The organism is Streptomyces sp. NPDC059909, assembly GCF_042730885.1.
GTDB lineage: Bacteria > Actinomycetota > Actinomycetes > Streptomycetales > Streptomycetaceae > Streptomyces.
Map to the genome: position 1 here is coordinate 1 of NZ_JBHWKX010000013.1, position 16629 is coordinate 16629.

A 16629-nucleotide genomic window follows, 5' to 3' on the forward strand; every position below is an offset into this window, starting at 1 on the left:
GGAACGCGCCAAGGCGTCACGACGTCCGCCGGACGACCACGCACCGATTTTCACGCACACAGGGTGTCGCCGTCAGGCGACCGGATTACTGACCCACCACGAAAGACGACGGCGGCCCCCATCTCACGCCAATGAATCGGGGCCGCCGCCTGTCCACCTGCCAACAAACAGACCTGTGGAGGTCTCCCAGCATGACCCAACCAACCGACATCCAGCGAGACCGGCACCGGCCGTTACTACTGGACCTGTTCTCCTGCGCCGGCGGTGCTGCATGAGCGAGCACCTGCGCACCGCGCTCGAACTCGCGGCCTCTCAGATCCCGGTCCTGCCGCTACGGGCGGGCAAGGTCCCGTTCGGTAACTGCCGCCGCTGCGTGGACAACGCGTGCGGCGGTCGGCCGAACATGAAGAATCCTGGGCCGTGCACATGCCCCGGCCCCTGCCATGCGTGGGCCGCCGCCACCACCGACCCGGACGTCATCAGCTCCGGTGTCTGGCGCCGTGCATGGGTGCGGGCGACTGCAGTCGCCTACCACCCGGGCGGGGCCGGATTGACGGTCGTGGACCTGGACAACACCGACGCGATCACGTGGGCACGCGCGCACCTGCCGGCCACGCAGACCGTGCCCACCACACGTGGTGAGCACTGGCTCTACCTCGGTGCGATGCAGTCCGCCAACGCGGTCCGGCCCGGCGTGGACATCAAGTCCACCATGTCCTACGCCCGGTGGCTCGGTCCCGGCACCGGCACCGCAGCCATGCTGCCGACGCTCGTGCGCGCCCTGGTCGTGAAGGAGCCCTCCACGGTCCGGCCCGCGCCACAGGCCCTCACCGCGCCCTCGCCGTCCGGGGGCGGAGAGTGCCGTCACCGCACGCCCGCCTACCTGGAGCGTGGCATCGCCATGGCGGAGCAGCGCATCACCGAGGCCCGCAGCCAGGTACACACCACCGTCTACCGCACCTTCCTCGCGGTTCTCTCCGCCCACGGCCGGTGCGGCTGCCTCACCGACACCCACGTCGCGCGACTGTTCACCGCCGCGCACGCCAAGGGCGAAACCGTCCGTCACTGCACCGAAGCGTGGACCAACGCCCGCACCAGGTTGGGACTGTGACCATGGCCGACGACGAGAAAACCCCCGCCCGCCAGGTCATCACCGACTACGCACAGGCGCACTTCCGCTACTTCCGCACCCCCGACGGCACCGTGTACGCGCAGAGGAAAGGCCACCCCGTGGCCCGCCCGATCCGCTCCCAGGGCACCACGGGCAGCCACCGCCAGGAACTCATGGTCGGCCTGTTCAAGGACGGGCGCGGCGTGTTCAACGGGACCGCGCTCAAGGAGGCGTTGGACTTGATCGAAGCGCTCGCGCTGTCCGAGGACGTGCAGCCCGTCCACATCCGCGTCGCGCCGGGGTTCGACGGAGCGACGTGGCTGGACCTGGGCCGCGATGACGGGCAGTCCGTCCGCATCCACCCCACCGGGTGGGACATCGCCGTCCCCGACCCGCGCGAGGTGTGCTGGCGCCGCACCCAGCTCACCGGGGAACTGCCCCTGCCGGCCAAGGACACCGACGGCAAGGGCATCGACCTGCTGCTCAGGCTCTGCAACTTCGCCACCGCGGAAACCGAATGCCTGGCCATCGCCTGGCTCATCGGCTGCCTCGGGCCGTCCGTACCGGTCCCCGCGCCGTTCCTCACCGGGCCGCAGGGCGCGGGCAAGTCCACCGGTGGACGGATGCTCGTGCGGATCATCGAGGGCATGAGCGGGGACCTGCGGCGGGCCCCGAAGGATGAGGAGAACTTGATCGCGGCGGTTTCCGCCGGGTGGGTCACTGCCCTGGACAATCTCTCCCACATGACCCCGGACCTGTCCGACGCCATGTGCTGCATCGTGACCGGCGCCGAGAACGTAAAGCGCGCCCTGTTCACCGACGGGGACGTGTTCCGCGTCGGCTACCGCCGCCCTCTGCTCCTGACCGGCATCGGCGTGGGAGTCATCCGACCCGACCTCGCAGAACGGCTCCTGCCCCTGCGGCTGGAACGCCCCAAGGTCCGGCGCACCGAAGCGGAACTGTGGGCCGAGTACGCGGAAGTCCTGCCCCTCGTTCTCGGGTCTCTCCTGGACCTCACCGTGAAGGTCCGCGCGGTGGAGGCGGAGACTCCCACTGATCTGCGGATGGCGGACTTCGCGCACCTGTGCGCGCAGCTCGACGCCGCGACCGGTCTCGGAGCTCTCACCGCCTACCGGGCCAGTCTGGACGACCTGAACGACGACGTCATCGAGGGCGACCTCCTCGCGCAGACCGTGCTCAGGCACGCCGACACGATCGGCCCGGGCGCGGCGCAGCGGATGACCTCCACCGAGTGGCTGCACCTCCTCAGCGGCCTCTTCAGCAGCGACGAGCCGCGTCCCTTGCCCAAGGGCTGGCCGACCACGGGCAAGGTCCTCTCCGACCGGCTCAAGCGCCTCCAGCCGACCCTTGCCGCACGGGGTGTCCTCATCGACTCGGGGCGCACCAGCGCGGGCCGCTACCTCGAAATGACCCGCCTGGCTGGCCCGCCCCCACACGAGCAGAAGCGGGTGTTCTGACCCGCGACCACGCTCACCCGGACAAGCAAGAGGAGCACCACCGGCCAGGCGTGCTCCTCTTGCTGTTCGGCGGAACGCCGCCCGATGGTCGCGCCGCGAAGCGGCTCCTTCTTCACGCTGTACGGCGCACCGCACTACAACAGACACCCCCTCTCTTTGTCCTAAGAGGAAAGACGCTGCGTCATCTGCGTCATCCAAGCGGAGAAATGGCCCCTGACCTGCGGCTACAGCCATGACGCAGACTCCGATCCCTGCGTCATCCTGCGTCATCCTGCGTCACCCGATGACACAGCCCATGCCGCACCGATGACGCAACCCCTGACCACTGCGTCAAGCAAAACCGCAGTTCAGAAGCCCAAATGACGCTCATGACGCAATGACGCAGAAATCCGAACCTCGGACACACGCGGGCTAGCGCCCGAGCCCAACTCCCCGAAGGCAAAGACGAACTGCCCAGGAGGCACCCCGGATGAGCACCGCGATTGCCGCCCCCATCTACCGACTGCTCTACAAGCCCGAGGAGGCGGCCGAAGCGCTCGCCATCGGCCGCTCCACCGTCTACGAGCTGATGGCCGAAGGAGTCCTGAAGTACATCAAGTTGGGCCGCACACGCCGGATTCGACGGGCGGACCTTGAGGCGTACGTGGAGAGCCTCGCCCCACTGCCCAACTGACCAGAGCCCGCACCGAGGCGCCCCGAGCACTCTGCTCGGGGCGCCTCTCGCATGGAGGAGCACATGAGCCCCCGCAAGCCCAACATGGAGTCGTCCATCTACTTCGGCGCCGACGGCTGGTGGCACGGCCGCGTCACGATGGGCGTGAAGAGCAACGGCGGCCCTGATCGCCGGCACCGCCGCGCCAAGACCGAGAACGAAATCAAGCGCAAGGTCAGGGAGCTGGAGCGCCAGCGAGACCAGGGGCGCGCCCCGGCCGCAGGCCGCAAGCCGACGGTCGAGCAGTGGATGGAGACCTACCTCACCGACATCGCAAGTCTGAAGCTCAAGCCGCGCTCCCTGGATGACTACTGGTCCAAGACCCGCAACGACATCGTCCCGGGCGTCGGCAAGCATCGCATCGACAAGCTCCAGCCCGAGCACCTGGAGCGCATGTACCGGGCGCTGCTCGATGCCGGGCGCGCCCCGTCCCACGTGGTGAAGGTTCACCGCATCTTGTCCCGCGCCCTCAAGATTGCCCACCGCCGGCGCATCATCGGCGAGAACGTTGCGACGCTCGTGGACCCACCGAGCATCGACGAGACCGAGGCGAACCCCTTCACCAAGCAAGAGGCAAAGGCGTTCCTCGAAGCAGCTGCGAAGCGGCCCACCTTCATGCGGTGGATCGTGGGCGTCGGCATGGGGTTCCGGCAGGGCGAGACGCTCGGTCTGCGGTGGCCGTACGTCGACCTGGACGCGGAGCTGTTCCGCCCGGAGTGGCAACTTCAGCGCCTCACGTGGCGCCACGGCTGTGACGACCCTCGTGCCTGCGGCGCCCGCCTCCACCGCTTCGAGCCGTGCCCGCCCGACTGCACCACGCACAGGAACTACAAGCGAGGCTGCCCGAAGCCCTGCACCAAGACATGTGCCAAGCACGCGAGCGCCTGCCCGCAGCGCAAGGAGGGCGGACTCACCTTCACCCGGCCCAAGACCAAGAAGAGCCGGAACGCCGTCCCGATCCCGCCCGTCTTCATCCCGTTCCTGCGCGACCACAAGGCACAGCAGGAGGAGATGCGAGCTGCGGCCGAGGAGCTGTGGGAGGAACACCAGGTGGTGTTCTCACGGCCGGACGGGCGCCCGCTCGACCCACGGCAGGACTACGAGGAATTCAAGGAGCTGCTCGCCGAGGCCGGGATCGATGACCGCCGCCTGTACGACGGGAGCCGCCACACGGCGGGCACGATCCTGAACGAGTTGGGCGTGGACATGCCCACGATCATGGAGATCCTGCGGCACACGCAGATCAGTCAGACGAGGAGGTACGTAAAGGGCCGGTCACACCTGTCGAAGGACGCGATGCGGCGCATGGGCGAGTTCTTCGTACCCGCTCCCCCGGCGCCCGATCCGGGCCCCACTGAGACCAGAACTGAGACCCTCGACAGCCGCGCGGCCCGCTCCCGCCGCCGTCGCCGCATCCGCTGAACGAGAAAACCCCAGGTCGGAGTGGATCCGATCTGGGGTTTCAGGTGAGCCGCCTTCGGGATTCGAACCCGAGACCTACGCATTACGAGTGCGTTGCTCTGGCCAACTGAGCTAAGGCGGCAAGCTGCGGATATACCCGTTCCCGCAGGAGCAGGCTCGCATCAGCAGCGGCGCTAAGTCTACAGGGTTAATCGGGGTGCCCCTGACCGGCCCGGCGATCAGGGGCGGGGGCGGTCATCGGTCATGTGCAGCGCTTGTCGGCCGGGGGCGGCGTGCCCTCGAGGAGGTAGGTGTTGATCGCCGTGTCGATGCAGTCGCTGCCACGGCCGTACGCCGTGTGGCCGTCGCCGTCGTACGTGAGCAGCGTGCCGGAGGACAGCTGGTCCGCCAGGGACTGCGCCCACTTGTACGGGGTGGCCGGGTCGCGGGTCGTGCCGACGACCAGGATCGGGGCGGCGTCCTTCGCCTCGATGCGGTGAGGGGAGCCGGTGGCCGGGGTGGGCCAGTAGGCGCAGTTCAGGGAGGCCCAGGCGAAGCCCTTGCCGAAGACCGGGGACGCCTTCTCGAAGTCGGCGACGGCCGCATCGACCTCGTCCGGGGCCTCGAAGGCGGGCGGTGCGTCGAGGCAGTTCACGGCCGCGTTGGCGTACATCAGGTTGGTGTACGCCCCGTCGGGCTCCCGCTCGTAGTACGAGTCGGACAGCGCCAGCAGCCCGGCCCCGTTGCCGGCCATCGCCTGGGACAGGGCCTCGCGGAGCTGAGGCCAGGCGCCCTCGTCGTACATCGCGGCGATCACGCCCGTCGTGGCCAGCGACTCCGTGAGTTTGCGGCCCTCGCCGGTCGGGATCGGGTGGGCGTCGGCCTTTGCGAAGAAGGCCTTCAGCCTGTTCGCCGCGTCCTCGGTGGAGGTGGTGCCGAGCGGGCAGAGCGTCCGCTGCACGCAGTCGGCGGCGAAGGATTTGAAGGCGGTCTCGAAGCCCGCCGTCTGGTCACGGTTCACCTCGCGGGCCGGGAGCGAGGGGTCCATCGCCCCGTCCAGGACGAGCCGGCCCACGCGGTCGGGGAAGAGATCGGCGTACGTCGCGCCCAGGAACGTGCCGTACGAAGCCCCGACGTACGACAGTTTCTCGTCGCCCAGCACGGCCCGCAGGATGTCCATGTCGCGGGCCGCGTCCACGGTGGAGACGTGTGGCAGGACCGAGGCGGACCGGTTCTTGCAGCCCGCCGCGAAGCCCTTGTACGCCTTGCTCAGCTTGGTGATCTCGGCCTGGTCGTCGGGGGTCTGGTCGGTCTGCGTGTAGCTGTCCATCTGCTTGTCGTCGAGGCACTCGACGGGCTCGCTGCGGGCGACGCCGCGCGGGTCGATGGCCACCATGTCGTACCGGGCCCGGACCGGGGCGGGGTAGCCCAGGCCCGCGTACCCCTGGAGGTAGCTGACCGCCGAGCCGCCCGGCCCTCCCGGGTTGACCAGCAGCGAGCCGATCCGCTTCCCCGGCCCCGTCGCCTTCACCCGGGCGACGGCCAGGTCGACCGAGGGACCGTCCGGCTTCGCGTAGTCCAGCGGGGCCTTGAGCGTGGCGCACTGGAAGCCGGGCACACCGCAGTCCCGCCAGCGCAGCCGCTGTGTGTAGTAGGGCTTCAGGTCGTCTGCCGACGCCGTGGCCGGTGAGGACGCGACCGAGGACCCGGACGGCGCGGACGCCTCCGAGAATGAACTGCCGCTGCTACAACCCGAGATGAGCATCCCGACGGCCGCGGCGCACACGAGGGCGGAGGTCCGGAGGCGTTGCCTGGTGTCCATTCTGGGAGCCTAACCGCCGAGCGCGGATTCGTGCCCCTTAGCACCCGTATGGGCGGTTCCAGAATTCGTATGCGGTCCTTTCCCGAGCTCAGGGCCCCGGACCCGGACTCCCGGCGACTCCCGGCCCCAGGCCCCGGGCGCCGGATTCAGCCCGTGCGGAGCGCCATCGTCATCGCCTCCACCGCCAGCAGCGGTGCCACGTTCGCGTCCAGGGCCTCACGGCAGGCCAGGACCGCCTGTATCCGGCGCAGCGTCCGCTCCGGGCCTGAGCTTCGCGCGATCCGGTCGAGCGCGTCCCGCACGTCCTCGTTCGCCAGGGCGATCCCGGAGCCCAGCTGCAGCGCGAGCACATCGCGGTAGAACCCGGTCAGGTCGGTGAGCGCGAGGTCGAGGCTGTCCCGCTGGGTGCGGGTTTTGCGCCGCTTCTGCCGGTCCTCCAGCTCCTTCATCGCCCCTGCCGTGCCGCGCGGCATCCGGCCGCCCGCCGAAGCGCCCAGCGCGGCCTTGAGGTCCTCGGTCTCCTTGACGTCGACCTCCTCCGACACCTCCTTGGCGTCCTCCGCGGCGGCGTCGACCAGTTCCTGCGCGGCCTTGAGGCAGCCACCGATGTCCTCGACCCGGAGTGGGAGCTTGAGGACAGCCGCACGACGGGCGCGGGCCCGCTCGTCCGTGGCGAGCCTGCGGGCCCGGCCGATATGGCCCTGGGTGGCGCGGGCGGCGGCCGTCGCCGCCTCGGGCTCGATGCCGTCCCGCCTGATCAGGACATCCGCGACAGCGGCGACCGGCGGGGTGCGCAGGGTGAGGTGCCGGCAGCGGGAGCGGATCGTCGGGAGCACGTCCTCCAGGGACGGCGCGCACAGCAGCCAGACCGTGCGCGGGGCGGGCTCCTCGACGGCCTTCAGCAGGACGTTGCCCGCGCCCTCGGTCAGCCGGTCGGCGTCCTCCAGGACGATGACCTGCCAGCGCCCGACCGCCGGCGACAGCTGGGCACGGCGGACCAGGTCCCGGGTCTCCTTCACACCGATGGAGAGCAGATCGGTGCGGACCACCTCGACGTCCGCGTGCGTGCCGATCAAGCTGGTGTGGCAGCCGTCGCAGAATCCGCAGCCCGGCGCACCGCCCAGCGCCCGGTCCGGGCTCGTGCACTGGAGGGCGGCGGCGAACGCCCGCGCGGCGGTGGAGCGCCCCGAGCCGGGCGGGCCCGTGAACAGCCAGGCGTGCGTCATCTTGGACGCCTCGGGCAGCTGCTCCCCGGCAGCCGCCGCCGTGACCAGCGCGTCGGCGTCCCGGGCAGCGGCGGCGAGCTGCTCCTGGACACGCTCCTGGCCGACCAGGTCGTCCCACACGGCCATGCAGCCGTCACCGCCTTCCGACGTCGTCGTACGAGGTGTTGCACCGGGTTCCCATTGTGGGGCAGGGGTCCGACAGCCCCTGACCCCTGTGGACAACCCCGACTCGGCCGGGCCCGTCGGCTAACGCCTCTTCCCGTACCGGCGGCCGTCCTCGTCGTCGTCGTGCGGGCCGAGCAGTTCGTCCGCCAGAGTCGGCAGGTCGTCCAGCGGGGTCTCCTCGGCCCAGTCCGAGCGGCGCCGCAGGCGGCCCTGCTCGTCGACCTGCGGCAGCTCGCGCGTGCGGTCGTCCGCGCCCGCGGGCTGCTCGTCCCGGAAGATGCCCGGGGGCACGCGATCCGCGGGACCGCCGTCCGGACGCACCGGCGGCAGTACGGCCGTCTCGTCAGCGGCCGCCCCCGCCCTCTCGTCCCGTACCGGGGGCAGGACCGTCGTCTCCGCGGCGTCCGGAACCTGCGGGAGCACCGTCGTCTCCGCGGCGTCCGGAACCTGCGGCAGGACCGTCGTCTCGTCGTCCTGCTTCGTCATGGCGATGCGCGGGCGCGGCGTCTCCACCGTCTGCGTCACCTCGTTCGCACCCGGAGCATCCGCGCCAGGCACGTCGGTCCCGGGAACATCCGCCCCTTGCGCATCCGCCCTGGGCTCATCCGCTCCCCGCGCGTCCGCTTCCGGCGCGACCACAGGCGTGGGCACGGTCGCCTCGGCGGAGGCAGCGGCAGCCGCCGCCTCCGCAGCCCTCCGCGCCTCCTCGGCCCGCAGCAGGGCCTCCTCCGCCTTGCGCTGCTTCTCGCGGCGCCGCTCCTCGGCCTCCGCGCGCAGCCGGGCCTCTTCCTCCGCCTGGCGGCGACGGCGTTCCGCCTCCTCCTGGCGCACCTTCTCCTCGGCCTCGCGCCGACGGCGCTCCTCCTCGGCCAGCCGACGCGCCTCCTCGGCGCGCTGCCGTGCCTCCTCCGCCTGCCGTTCGGCCTCGCGCTGCCGCGCCTCCTCGAGCTCGCGGCGCTTGCGCTCCTCCTCCTCGGCACGCAGCCTGGCGAGCTGCTCCTGGCGCTCGCGCTCCAGGCGCTCCTCCTCCGCCTTCCGCGCGGCCTCTTCCTCGGCCTTGCGGCGGGCGGCCTCCTCGGCGGCCTTCCGCGCCTCCTTCTGGGCCTTCACCTCGGCCTCGGAGAGAGGCAGCATCTGGTCGAGCCGGTGCCGTACGACCGTGGCCACGGCCTCGGGGTCCTGGCCGGCGTCCACCACCAGATAGCGGGTGGGGTCGGCGGCGGCCAGGGTCAGGAACCCGGCACGCACCCGCTGATGGAACTCCGCCGGCTCGGACTCCAGCCGGTCCGGCGCCTCCGTGAAGCGCTCGCGCGCGGTCTCGGGGGAGACGTCCAGCAGCACCGTCAGATGCGGAACGAGTCCGCCCGTCGCCCATCGCGAGATACGGGCGATCTCCGTCGGAGACAGATCACGCCCGGCACCCTGATACGCGACCGACGAGTCGATGTAGCGGTCGGAGATGACGATCGCGCCACGCTCCAGCGCCGGACGTACGACCGTGTCGACGTGCTCGGCGCGGTCGGCGGCGTACAGCAGCGCCTCCGCGCGGTGGGACAGACCGGCCGACGAGACGTCGAGCAGGATGGACCGGAGCCGCTTGCCGACGGGCGTGGCACCGGGCTCGCGCGTGACGACGACCTCGTGGCCCTTGGCCCTGATCCAGTCCGCGAGCGCCTCCACCTGCGTGGACTTGCCGGCCCCGTCGCCGCCCTCGACGACGATGAAGAATCCGGTCGCGGACGACGCCTGCGCCGGGTCCGCGCCGCGGCGCACCGCGTCGGCGAGATCGCGGCGCAGCGGGACGCCGGAGCGGTCGTCCGTCTTGGCGAGGACGATCACCGCGACGGGCAGCAGCAGCGCGCCGACCAGCATGAGGGTGAAGGCGGCGCCGCCGTGCGCGAAGACGAAGTCGCCGTTGGCGAGGCGGTGCGGGCCGATGGCGGCGGCGAGCAGCGGGGCGGCGATCGCGCCGAGCGCGATGGCGACACGGACGACGGCCTGCAGATGCTCGGTGACCCGCGGCCGGCGGTACTCCTCGGTCTCCAGGTCGATCAGCGCGTGCCCGGTGTGCGCGGCGACACCGGCCGCGACTCCCGCGACGACTGCGATGAACAGCACGGTCGCCGTGTCCGGCACGAGCCCGAGCGCCAGCAGCGCGATCCCGGTGACGGCGATCGCGAGGGCGAGGAGCCGGCGGCGCGACAGCGCGGGCAGCACGGCCTGTGCTTTGCGGATCCCGAGCCCGGTGCCGCCGGTGAGCGCGAGCACGAGCAGCGCGAAGGTGGCCGGACCGCCGCCCAGGTCACGGCCGTGCAGCACGGCGACGGCCGCGGCGGCGGCGATGGCCCCGGCGACCGATGCGCAGGCCAGGACCAGCAGCGGCACCGCACCCGTACGCCCCTTGTCGAGACCGCTGCCCGTGGACGGGCGGCGCAGGCCCTCCAGCGGGGAGCGCGGGCGCGGAGTCTGCGCGTCCGGCAGCTCGACGGCGTACAGGACGGACATCGACGCGGCGAAGAGACCCGCCGCGACATACGAGCCGAGGGCGGCCTGGTGCAGTGAGAACCACTCGATGCCGGAGCCGAGCAGATTGCCGATCAGGGTGGCGACGAGCAGGGCGGCGGCCCCCGCCGGAACCACCGCGAAGGCCGTACGGAGGGAGAGCCTGCGCAGCGCGTCCTGGTGATCCGGAAGGGGGCGAACCGCAGCGCCCTCGAGGGGCGGCGGCGGCAGCAGCGCGGGCGCGGCGCTCTCGCGGGCGACCGTCCAGAACCGCTCGGCGACACCAGTGACGAAGACAGTGGCCAGGAGGTACACCAGCGCGGTGTCCGGGGTCCAGTCGATCCACAGGGGGGCGATGACGAGCAGCGCCACGCGGACACCGTCCGCACCGATCATCGTCCAGCGGCGGTCGAGGGGGCCGCTGGGCGCGGTCAGCGCGGTGAGCGCGCCGAGGAGCACGGCCCCGAAGAGCAACGTGGCGAGGACGCGGGCGCCGAACACGGCGGCGACGGCGAACGCCGCGCCCCGGTATCCCCCGCCGAAGGCCCCCTCCGTGACCGCGGCCTGCAGTGCCAGCAGGACCAGCACCAGCAACGCCAGGGCATCACCGATGCCGCCGACGAGCTGCGCTTCCCACAGGCGCCTCAGCGCGGGGACGCGCAGAAGTGACCGTACGGCGCGCTCGCGTGAGTCCGCGGCAAGGCCGTCGGGGGGTGAGGTGGGGCTCGGGGCCGTTGGCTGCTCGGCTCGCGTCATCCGCCCAGCCTATCCGGAGCGGGTGACTCCCCGGAGGCCGAGCCCGAACAAATGGGCGGCGAGAAACGAGGAGGAGGGGCCGCCTCGCGGGGCCCCTCCTCCTTCTGCTCTTCAGACGCCCGACAACTCGTCCTGCTCGTCGGGCGCGGTCCTACTCGTCCGGCGTCGCCGTCCTCTTCGCGGCAGCCGTCGCGGCGGTCTTCTTCGCAGCCGTCTTCTTGGCTGCCGCCGTCGTCGTCTTCTTCGCGGCGGTCTTCTTGGCCGTCGTCGTCTTCTTCGCAGCCGTCTTCTTGGCCGCCGTCTTCTTCGCGGGAGCCTTCTTGGCGGCCTTCTTCGCCGGACCCTTGGCACGCTTCTCGGCGAGCAGCTCGTAGCCGCGCTCCGGCGTGATCTCCTCCACGCTGTCGCCCGTCCGCAGGGTCGCGTTGGTCTCGCCGTCGGTGACGTACGGACCGAAGCGGCCGTCCTTCACCACGACCGGACGCTCGCTCACCGGGTCCGTGCCGAGCTCCTTCAGCGGCGGCTTGGCGGCGGCCCGCCCGCGCTGCTTCGGCTGGGCGTAGATCGCCAGGGCCTGTTCCAGCGTGATGGTGAAGAGCTGCTCCTCGTTCTCCAGCGAGCGCGAGTCGGTGCCCTTCTTCAGATACGGGCCGTAGCGGCCGTTCTGCGCGGTGATCTCGACGCCTTCGGCGTCCTTGCCGACGACGCGCGGCAGGGACATCAGCTTGAGCGCGTCCTCCAGGGTCACCGTGTCGAGCGACATCGACTTGAAGAGCGATGCGGTCCGCGGCTTCACGGCGTTCTTGCCGGTCTTCGGCGTGCCCTCGGGCAGGATCTCGGTCACGTACGGGCCGTAGCGGCCGTCCTTCGCGACGATCTCGTTCCCGGTGACCGGGTCCTTGCCCAGCTCGAAGTCACCGCTCGGCTTGGCCAGCAGCTCCTCCGCCAGCTCGACGGTCAGCTCGTCGGGCGCGAGGTCGGCGGGGACGTCGGCGCGCTGGTGGCCCTCCGACTCCTTCTCGCCGCGCTCCACGTACGGGCCGTAGCGGCCGACGCGCAGCACGATGTCGTTGCCGACGGGGAAGGACGAGATCTCGCGTGCGTCGATCGCACCGAGGTCGGTGACGAGCTCCTTGAGGCCACCGAGGTGGTCGCCGTCGCCGTTCCCGGCCTCGGCGGCGCCGCCCGCTCCCGTGCCCTCACCGAAGTAGAACCGCTTCAGCCACGGCACCGCCTGGGCCTCGCCCCGCGCGATGCGGTCGAGGTCGTCCTCCATCTTGGCGGTGAAGTCGTAGTCGACGAGCCGGCCGAAGTGCTTCTCCAGCAGGTTGACCACGGCGAAGGAGAGGAACGACGGGACGAGGGCGGTGCCCTTCTTGAAGACATAGCCCCGGTCGAGGATGGTCCCGATGATCGACGCGTACGTCGACGGGCGGCCGATCTCGCGCTCTTCCAGCTCCTTGACCAGCGTCGCCTCGGTGTAGCGGGCCGGCGGCTTGGTCGCGTGGCCGTCCGCCGTGATCTCCTCGGCGGTGAGCCGGTTGCCCTCGGAGACCTGCGGGAGGCGGCGCTCGCGGTCGTCGAGCTCGGCGTTCGGGTCGTCCGCGCCCTCGACGTAGGCCTTCATGAAGCCGTGGAATGTGATCGTCTTGCCGGACGCGCTGAACTCGACGTCCCGGCCGTCGGAGCCGAGGCCACCGATCTTGACGGTAACGGAGTTGCCGACCGCGTCCTTCATCTGGGAGGCGACGGTCCGCTTCCAGATCAGTTCATACAGACGGAACTGGTCGCCGGTCAGCCCGGTCTCGGCCGGCGTGCGGAAACGATCACCCGAGGGGCGGATCGCCTCGTGCGCCTCCTGCGCGTTCTTGACCTTCCCGGCGTACGTACGCGGCTTCTCCGGCAGGTAGTCGGCACCGTACAGCTGCGTAACCTGCGCCCGGGCCGCCGCGACGGCGGTCTCGGAGAGCGTGGTCGAGTCCGTACGCATATAGGTGATGAAGCCGTTCTCGTACAGCTTCTGCGCGACCTGCATCGTGGCCTTGGCCCCGAAGCCGAGCTTGCGCGAGGCCTCCTGCTGGAGGGTCGTCGTGCGGAACGGGGCGTACGGCGAGCGACGGTACGGCTTCGACTCGACCGAGCGGACCGAGAACGACGCGTTCTCGAGGGCGGCCTTGAGGGCGCGCGCCTTCTCCTCGTCGAGGTGGAGCACCTGGGCGGACTTGAGCCGGCCGTCCGGGCCGAAGTCGCGACCCTGGGCGACGCGCTTCCCGTCGACCGTGGTCAGGCGGGCGGTGAAGGCGGACGGGTCGGACGCGTCACCGGCGCGGCCGGTGGAGAACGTGCCGGTCAGGTCCCAGTACTCGGCGGAGCGGAAGGCGATGCGCTCGCGCTCGCGCTCGACGACGAGACGGGTGGCCACGGACTGGACACGGCCGGCCGACAGCCGGGGCATGACCTTCTTCCAGAGGACCGGCGAGACCTCGTAGCCGTAGAGACGGTCGAGGATGCGGCGGGTCTCCTGGGCGTCGACCATGCGCTTGTTCAGCTCGCGCGGGTTGGCGACGGCCTCGCGGATCGCGTCCTTGGTGATCTCGTGGAAGACCATCCGGTGGACGGGGACCTTGGGCTTGAGGACTTCGAGGAGGTGCCAGGCGATGGCCTCGCCCTCGCGGTCCTCATCGGTGGCGAGGTAGAGCTCGTCGGACTCGGCGAGCTGCTCCTTGAGCTTTCTGACCTGGGCCCTCTTGTCGGCATTGACGACATAGATGGGCTGGAAGTCGTGCTCGACGTCCACGCCGAGGCGACGGACCTCGCCGGTGTACTTCTCGGGGACCTCGGCGGCCCCGTTCGGGAGGTCGCGGATGTGCCCGACGCTCGCCTCGACGACATAGCCGGGGCCGAGATAGCCCTTGATCGTCTTCGCCTTGGCAGGCGACTCGACGATGACGAGTCGGCGGCCGCCCTGTGCGGTCTCGCTGGTCGGGGACAACTTCGCTCTTCTCTCCGGTCGGCGCTCGGTGGGCACATACGCGCACGGCATACGGCGTATGGGCCGCACTGCCACTGCTGTCGCTGCGGAGTGTGACGGTACAACCCGCCCCCGTGTCAAACGGCAAAAGCTCGCAACGGCCACTCGAACGGTAACCCGACTCCAGGCATTCCTGCCGCCCGGACTCCCACGCCGGTCTCAGGGCGTGCCGGTCGGAGTGTGGCCGGTTCGCGACGGCTGCGGCGGCCCGGGCGCTCCTCGGGCGGTCGTCGTCTGCTCGTCAGACGCGGCTGAAACACCAGACGCCGGCGGCGAGGAAAACGGCACCGAAGATCGCGGTGAGAGTGGCGGCAGCGGCGGGATTCACTCCCTGCGCGACCGGTGCGCGGTGCAGGACGCGTACCCCGGTCCATACCAGCAGTGCCGCTCCGAACAGCGCGAATGCCGTTCCCGCGAAGATCGCCGGCCCGCTCTCCATGCGCGTCTCCCACTCCTCGGCCTGGTCCCGGGATGCCCCCAGGGACGAGGCTGACACCTCCCGGCGTCACCCACGCGAATTCCGGGTGAACGCGACGAGGGTTCACCCGGGCGGCGCCGATGCCCGCACCCTCCGCATGTGCGGCGTGCACCACAGCGCACCGCCCTGCACGGCCCTGCATCGCAGTACGAACAATGGCCAGATTCACACAGGAAGTCTTGGCCAAGGCTTCTCCGCAAGTGCCAAGGACACGACACGAGCTGTCGGCGGACCGCACGAGCCGCGAGCGGAGGACTGTCCGCGAGCCGCCTTGGACTGCCCGCGGTCCGCCGTCGGACTGGCCGCGGTCCGCCGACGGACTGTCCGGGGCTGCCCGCGGACTAGCCGCGAGCCGACACCGGCTCCAGGAAGCCTTCCTCCACGAGGAGCCTGATCGCCTGCGGCGTACGGTCGCGCAGCAGCACCGGATCCTCCGCGACGAGCTGGGCGATCGCGTCCAGGATCCGCCCGGCACTCAGCGTGCCGTCACACACCCCGGCGAAGCCCGCGCCGACATGATCGACCTTCGTGGCGCGGCGCATCCCGCGGTTCTGCCGCAGCACGACGTGCTCGGGGTCCTCCGCGCCCGGCAGGCCGACCTGCTCCTGCATGACCTCCGGGGCGAGCACGAAGGCCTCGGCGAGCAGTGCCGCATCATCGTGCGTACGCAGATAGTCCTGACGCTCGAAGTGGGCCCGCACGGTCTCGCCGAGGGGCTGCTCGACGGGGTGCGGCCACTCCTCCACGACGATCGACGGCTCCTCCGCCCCGGACTTCCGGAGCGTGATCCAGCCGAAGCCGACCGCCTTGGTCCCGCGCGCCTCGAACTCGTCCAGCCACGCGTCGTACTGCGCCGCGTACTCCTCGGGAGCGGTGCGGTGGTCACCGCTGTCCCGGAGCCACAGCTCGGCGTACTGCGTCACGTCCTGCACCTCGCGCTGCACGATCCAGGCGTCACAGCCGCGCGGCACCCAGGAGCGCACCCGCTCCTGCCAGTCCTCCCCTTCCACGTGCTGCCAGTTGGCGAGGAACTGCGCGAACCCCCCTTCGTTCAGCCGCTCCCCCGACTGCTGAACGAGCGAGCGGCAGAGATCGTCCCCGCCCATCCCGCCGTCCCGGTACGTCAGCCGGGCGCCGGGAGAGATGACGAAGGGCGGATTGGAGACGATCAGGTCGTACGTCTCCGACTCCACCGGCGCGAAGAGCGAGCCCTCCCGCAGATCGGCCTCGGGCGCCCCCGACAGCGCGAGCGTGAGGCGGGTGAACGCCAGGGCCCGGGGATTCAGATCGGTCGCCGTGACGCGGGTCGCGTGCTGGGTGGCGTGCAGCGCCTGGATCCCGGAGCCCGTGCCGACGTCGAGGGCCGAGGACACCGGCGTACGGACGGTGATGCCGGCGAGCGTGGTGGATGCGCCGCCGACGCCGAGCACCACGCCCTCTTCGCGGCCGCTCGCCCCGCCGGCGCCGCCGACGGCGCAGCCCAGATCGGAGACGATGAACCAGTCCTGGCCCTCGGGCCCGCCGTACGGCCGGACGTCCACCGTCGCGCGTACGCCGTCGCCGTCCTTGACCACCCAGCCGTCGGCGAGCGCCTCGTCCAGCGGCAGGGCCGCGCTGGCGCGCTCGTACGGCACGGTCTGCTGTAGGAGGAACAGCCGTACGAGCGTCTCCAGCGGGGAGTCCCCGCGGGTCGCACGCAGTGCGGGGACGGTCTCGCTGCGGGCGAGCGCCGCGTAGGCGGGCGCGCCGAGCAGGTCGAGCAGTCCGTCGGCGGTGAACTCGGCGGCGAGCAGGGCGTCGCGGAGCCGGGCGGACTGGTCGGGTGCGGGGAGGCCTGCGGCAGGGCTGGTCGTACTCACGGCCCCATTCTCACCCGCGGGATACGGCGTCGGCTCCTGCCGCGCGGGGGCGGCCCCCGGGGCCTGGGCACAAGGTCACCCGGGCCAC

At 71.2% G+C, this 16629-nt stretch carries 10 protein-coding genes and 1 tRNA gene; 4 read left to right on the top strand and 7 right to left on the bottom strand.

The window, feature by feature from the left end:
* Positions 1–271: 271 nt before the first annotated feature.
* From ACFV9O_RS11805 to ACFV9O_RS11820, 4 genes are all read left to right on the top strand, one after another.
* The gene (locus tag ACFV9O_RS11805) at positions 272–1111 is read left to right on the top strand and encodes a bifunctional DNA primase/polymerase (RefSeq protein ID WP_385415717.1); all 840 of its coding nucleotides are present in this window, start codon (positions 272–274) and stop codon (positions 1109–1111) included.
* Between the two features lie 2 nt (positions 1112–1113).
* Positions 1114–2589 (top strand): ATP-binding protein, encoded by a 1476-nt coding sequence (locus ACFV9O_RS11810; RefSeq protein ID WP_385415720.1) that lies wholly within the window; start codon positions 1114–1116, stop codon positions 2587–2589.
* A 469-nt stretch (positions 2590–3058) separates the two neighbouring features.
* Complete coding sequence (locus ACFV9O_RS11815; RefSeq protein WP_385415723.1) at positions 3059–3262, top strand: helix-turn-helix domain-containing protein; 204 nt, start codon at positions 3059–3061, stop codon at positions 3260–3262.
* A gap of 63 nt (positions 3263–3325) precedes the next feature.
* Positions 3326–4723: a tyrosine-type recombinase/integrase gene (locus tag ACFV9O_RS11820; RefSeq protein ID WP_385415726.1), complete on the top strand. Its 1398-nt coding sequence runs from the start codon at positions 3326–3328 to the stop codon at positions 4721–4723.
* A gap of 47 nt (positions 4724–4770) precedes the next feature.
* Here the strand turns inward: ACFV9O_RS11820 and ACFV9O_RS11825 are convergent.
* From ACFV9O_RS11825 to ACFV9O_RS11855, 7 genes are all read right to left on the bottom strand, one after another.
* Positions 4771–4844, bottom strand: a tRNA-Thr gene (locus ACFV9O_RS11825).
* Between the two features lie 120 nt (positions 4845–4964).
* Positions 4965–6524, bottom strand: a complete 1560-nt coding sequence (locus ACFV9O_RS11830) for an alpha/beta hydrolase (protein ID WP_385415728.1) — start codon at positions 6522–6524, stop codon at positions 4965–4967.
* Between the two features lie 146 nt (positions 6525–6670).
* A complete protein-coding gene (locus ACFV9O_RS11835; protein WP_385415731.1) occupies positions 6671–7876 on the bottom strand; it encodes a DNA polymerase III subunit delta' in 1206 nt (401 codons plus the stop codon).
* Positions 7877–7996: 120 nt separating this feature from the next.
* Positions 7997–11173 (bottom strand): dTMP kinase, encoded by a 3177-nt coding sequence (tmk, locus tag ACFV9O_RS11840; RefSeq protein ID WP_385415734.1) that lies wholly within the window; start codon positions 11171–11173, stop codon positions 7997–7999.
* Between the two features lie 151 nt (positions 11174–11324).
* On the bottom strand, positions 11325–14165 hold the full coding sequence (topA, locus tag ACFV9O_RS11845) for a type I DNA topoisomerase (protein ID WP_385415738.1): 2841 nt from the start codon (positions 14163–14165) through the stop codon (positions 11325–11327).
* Positions 14166–14445: 280 nt separating this feature from the next.
* Positions 14446–14643 carry a hypothetical protein gene (locus tag ACFV9O_RS11850; protein WP_385415741.1) on the bottom strand — a complete coding sequence of 66 codons (198 nt, stop codon included), beginning with the start codon at positions 14641–14643 and terminating at the stop codon, positions 14446–14448.
* A 380-nt stretch (positions 14644–15023) separates the two neighbouring features.
* Positions 15024–16541: a methyltransferase gene (locus ACFV9O_RS11855; RefSeq protein WP_385415744.1), complete on the bottom strand. Its 1518-nt coding sequence runs from the start codon at positions 16539–16541 to the stop codon at positions 15024–15026.
* Positions 16542–16629 lie beyond the last annotated feature (88 nt).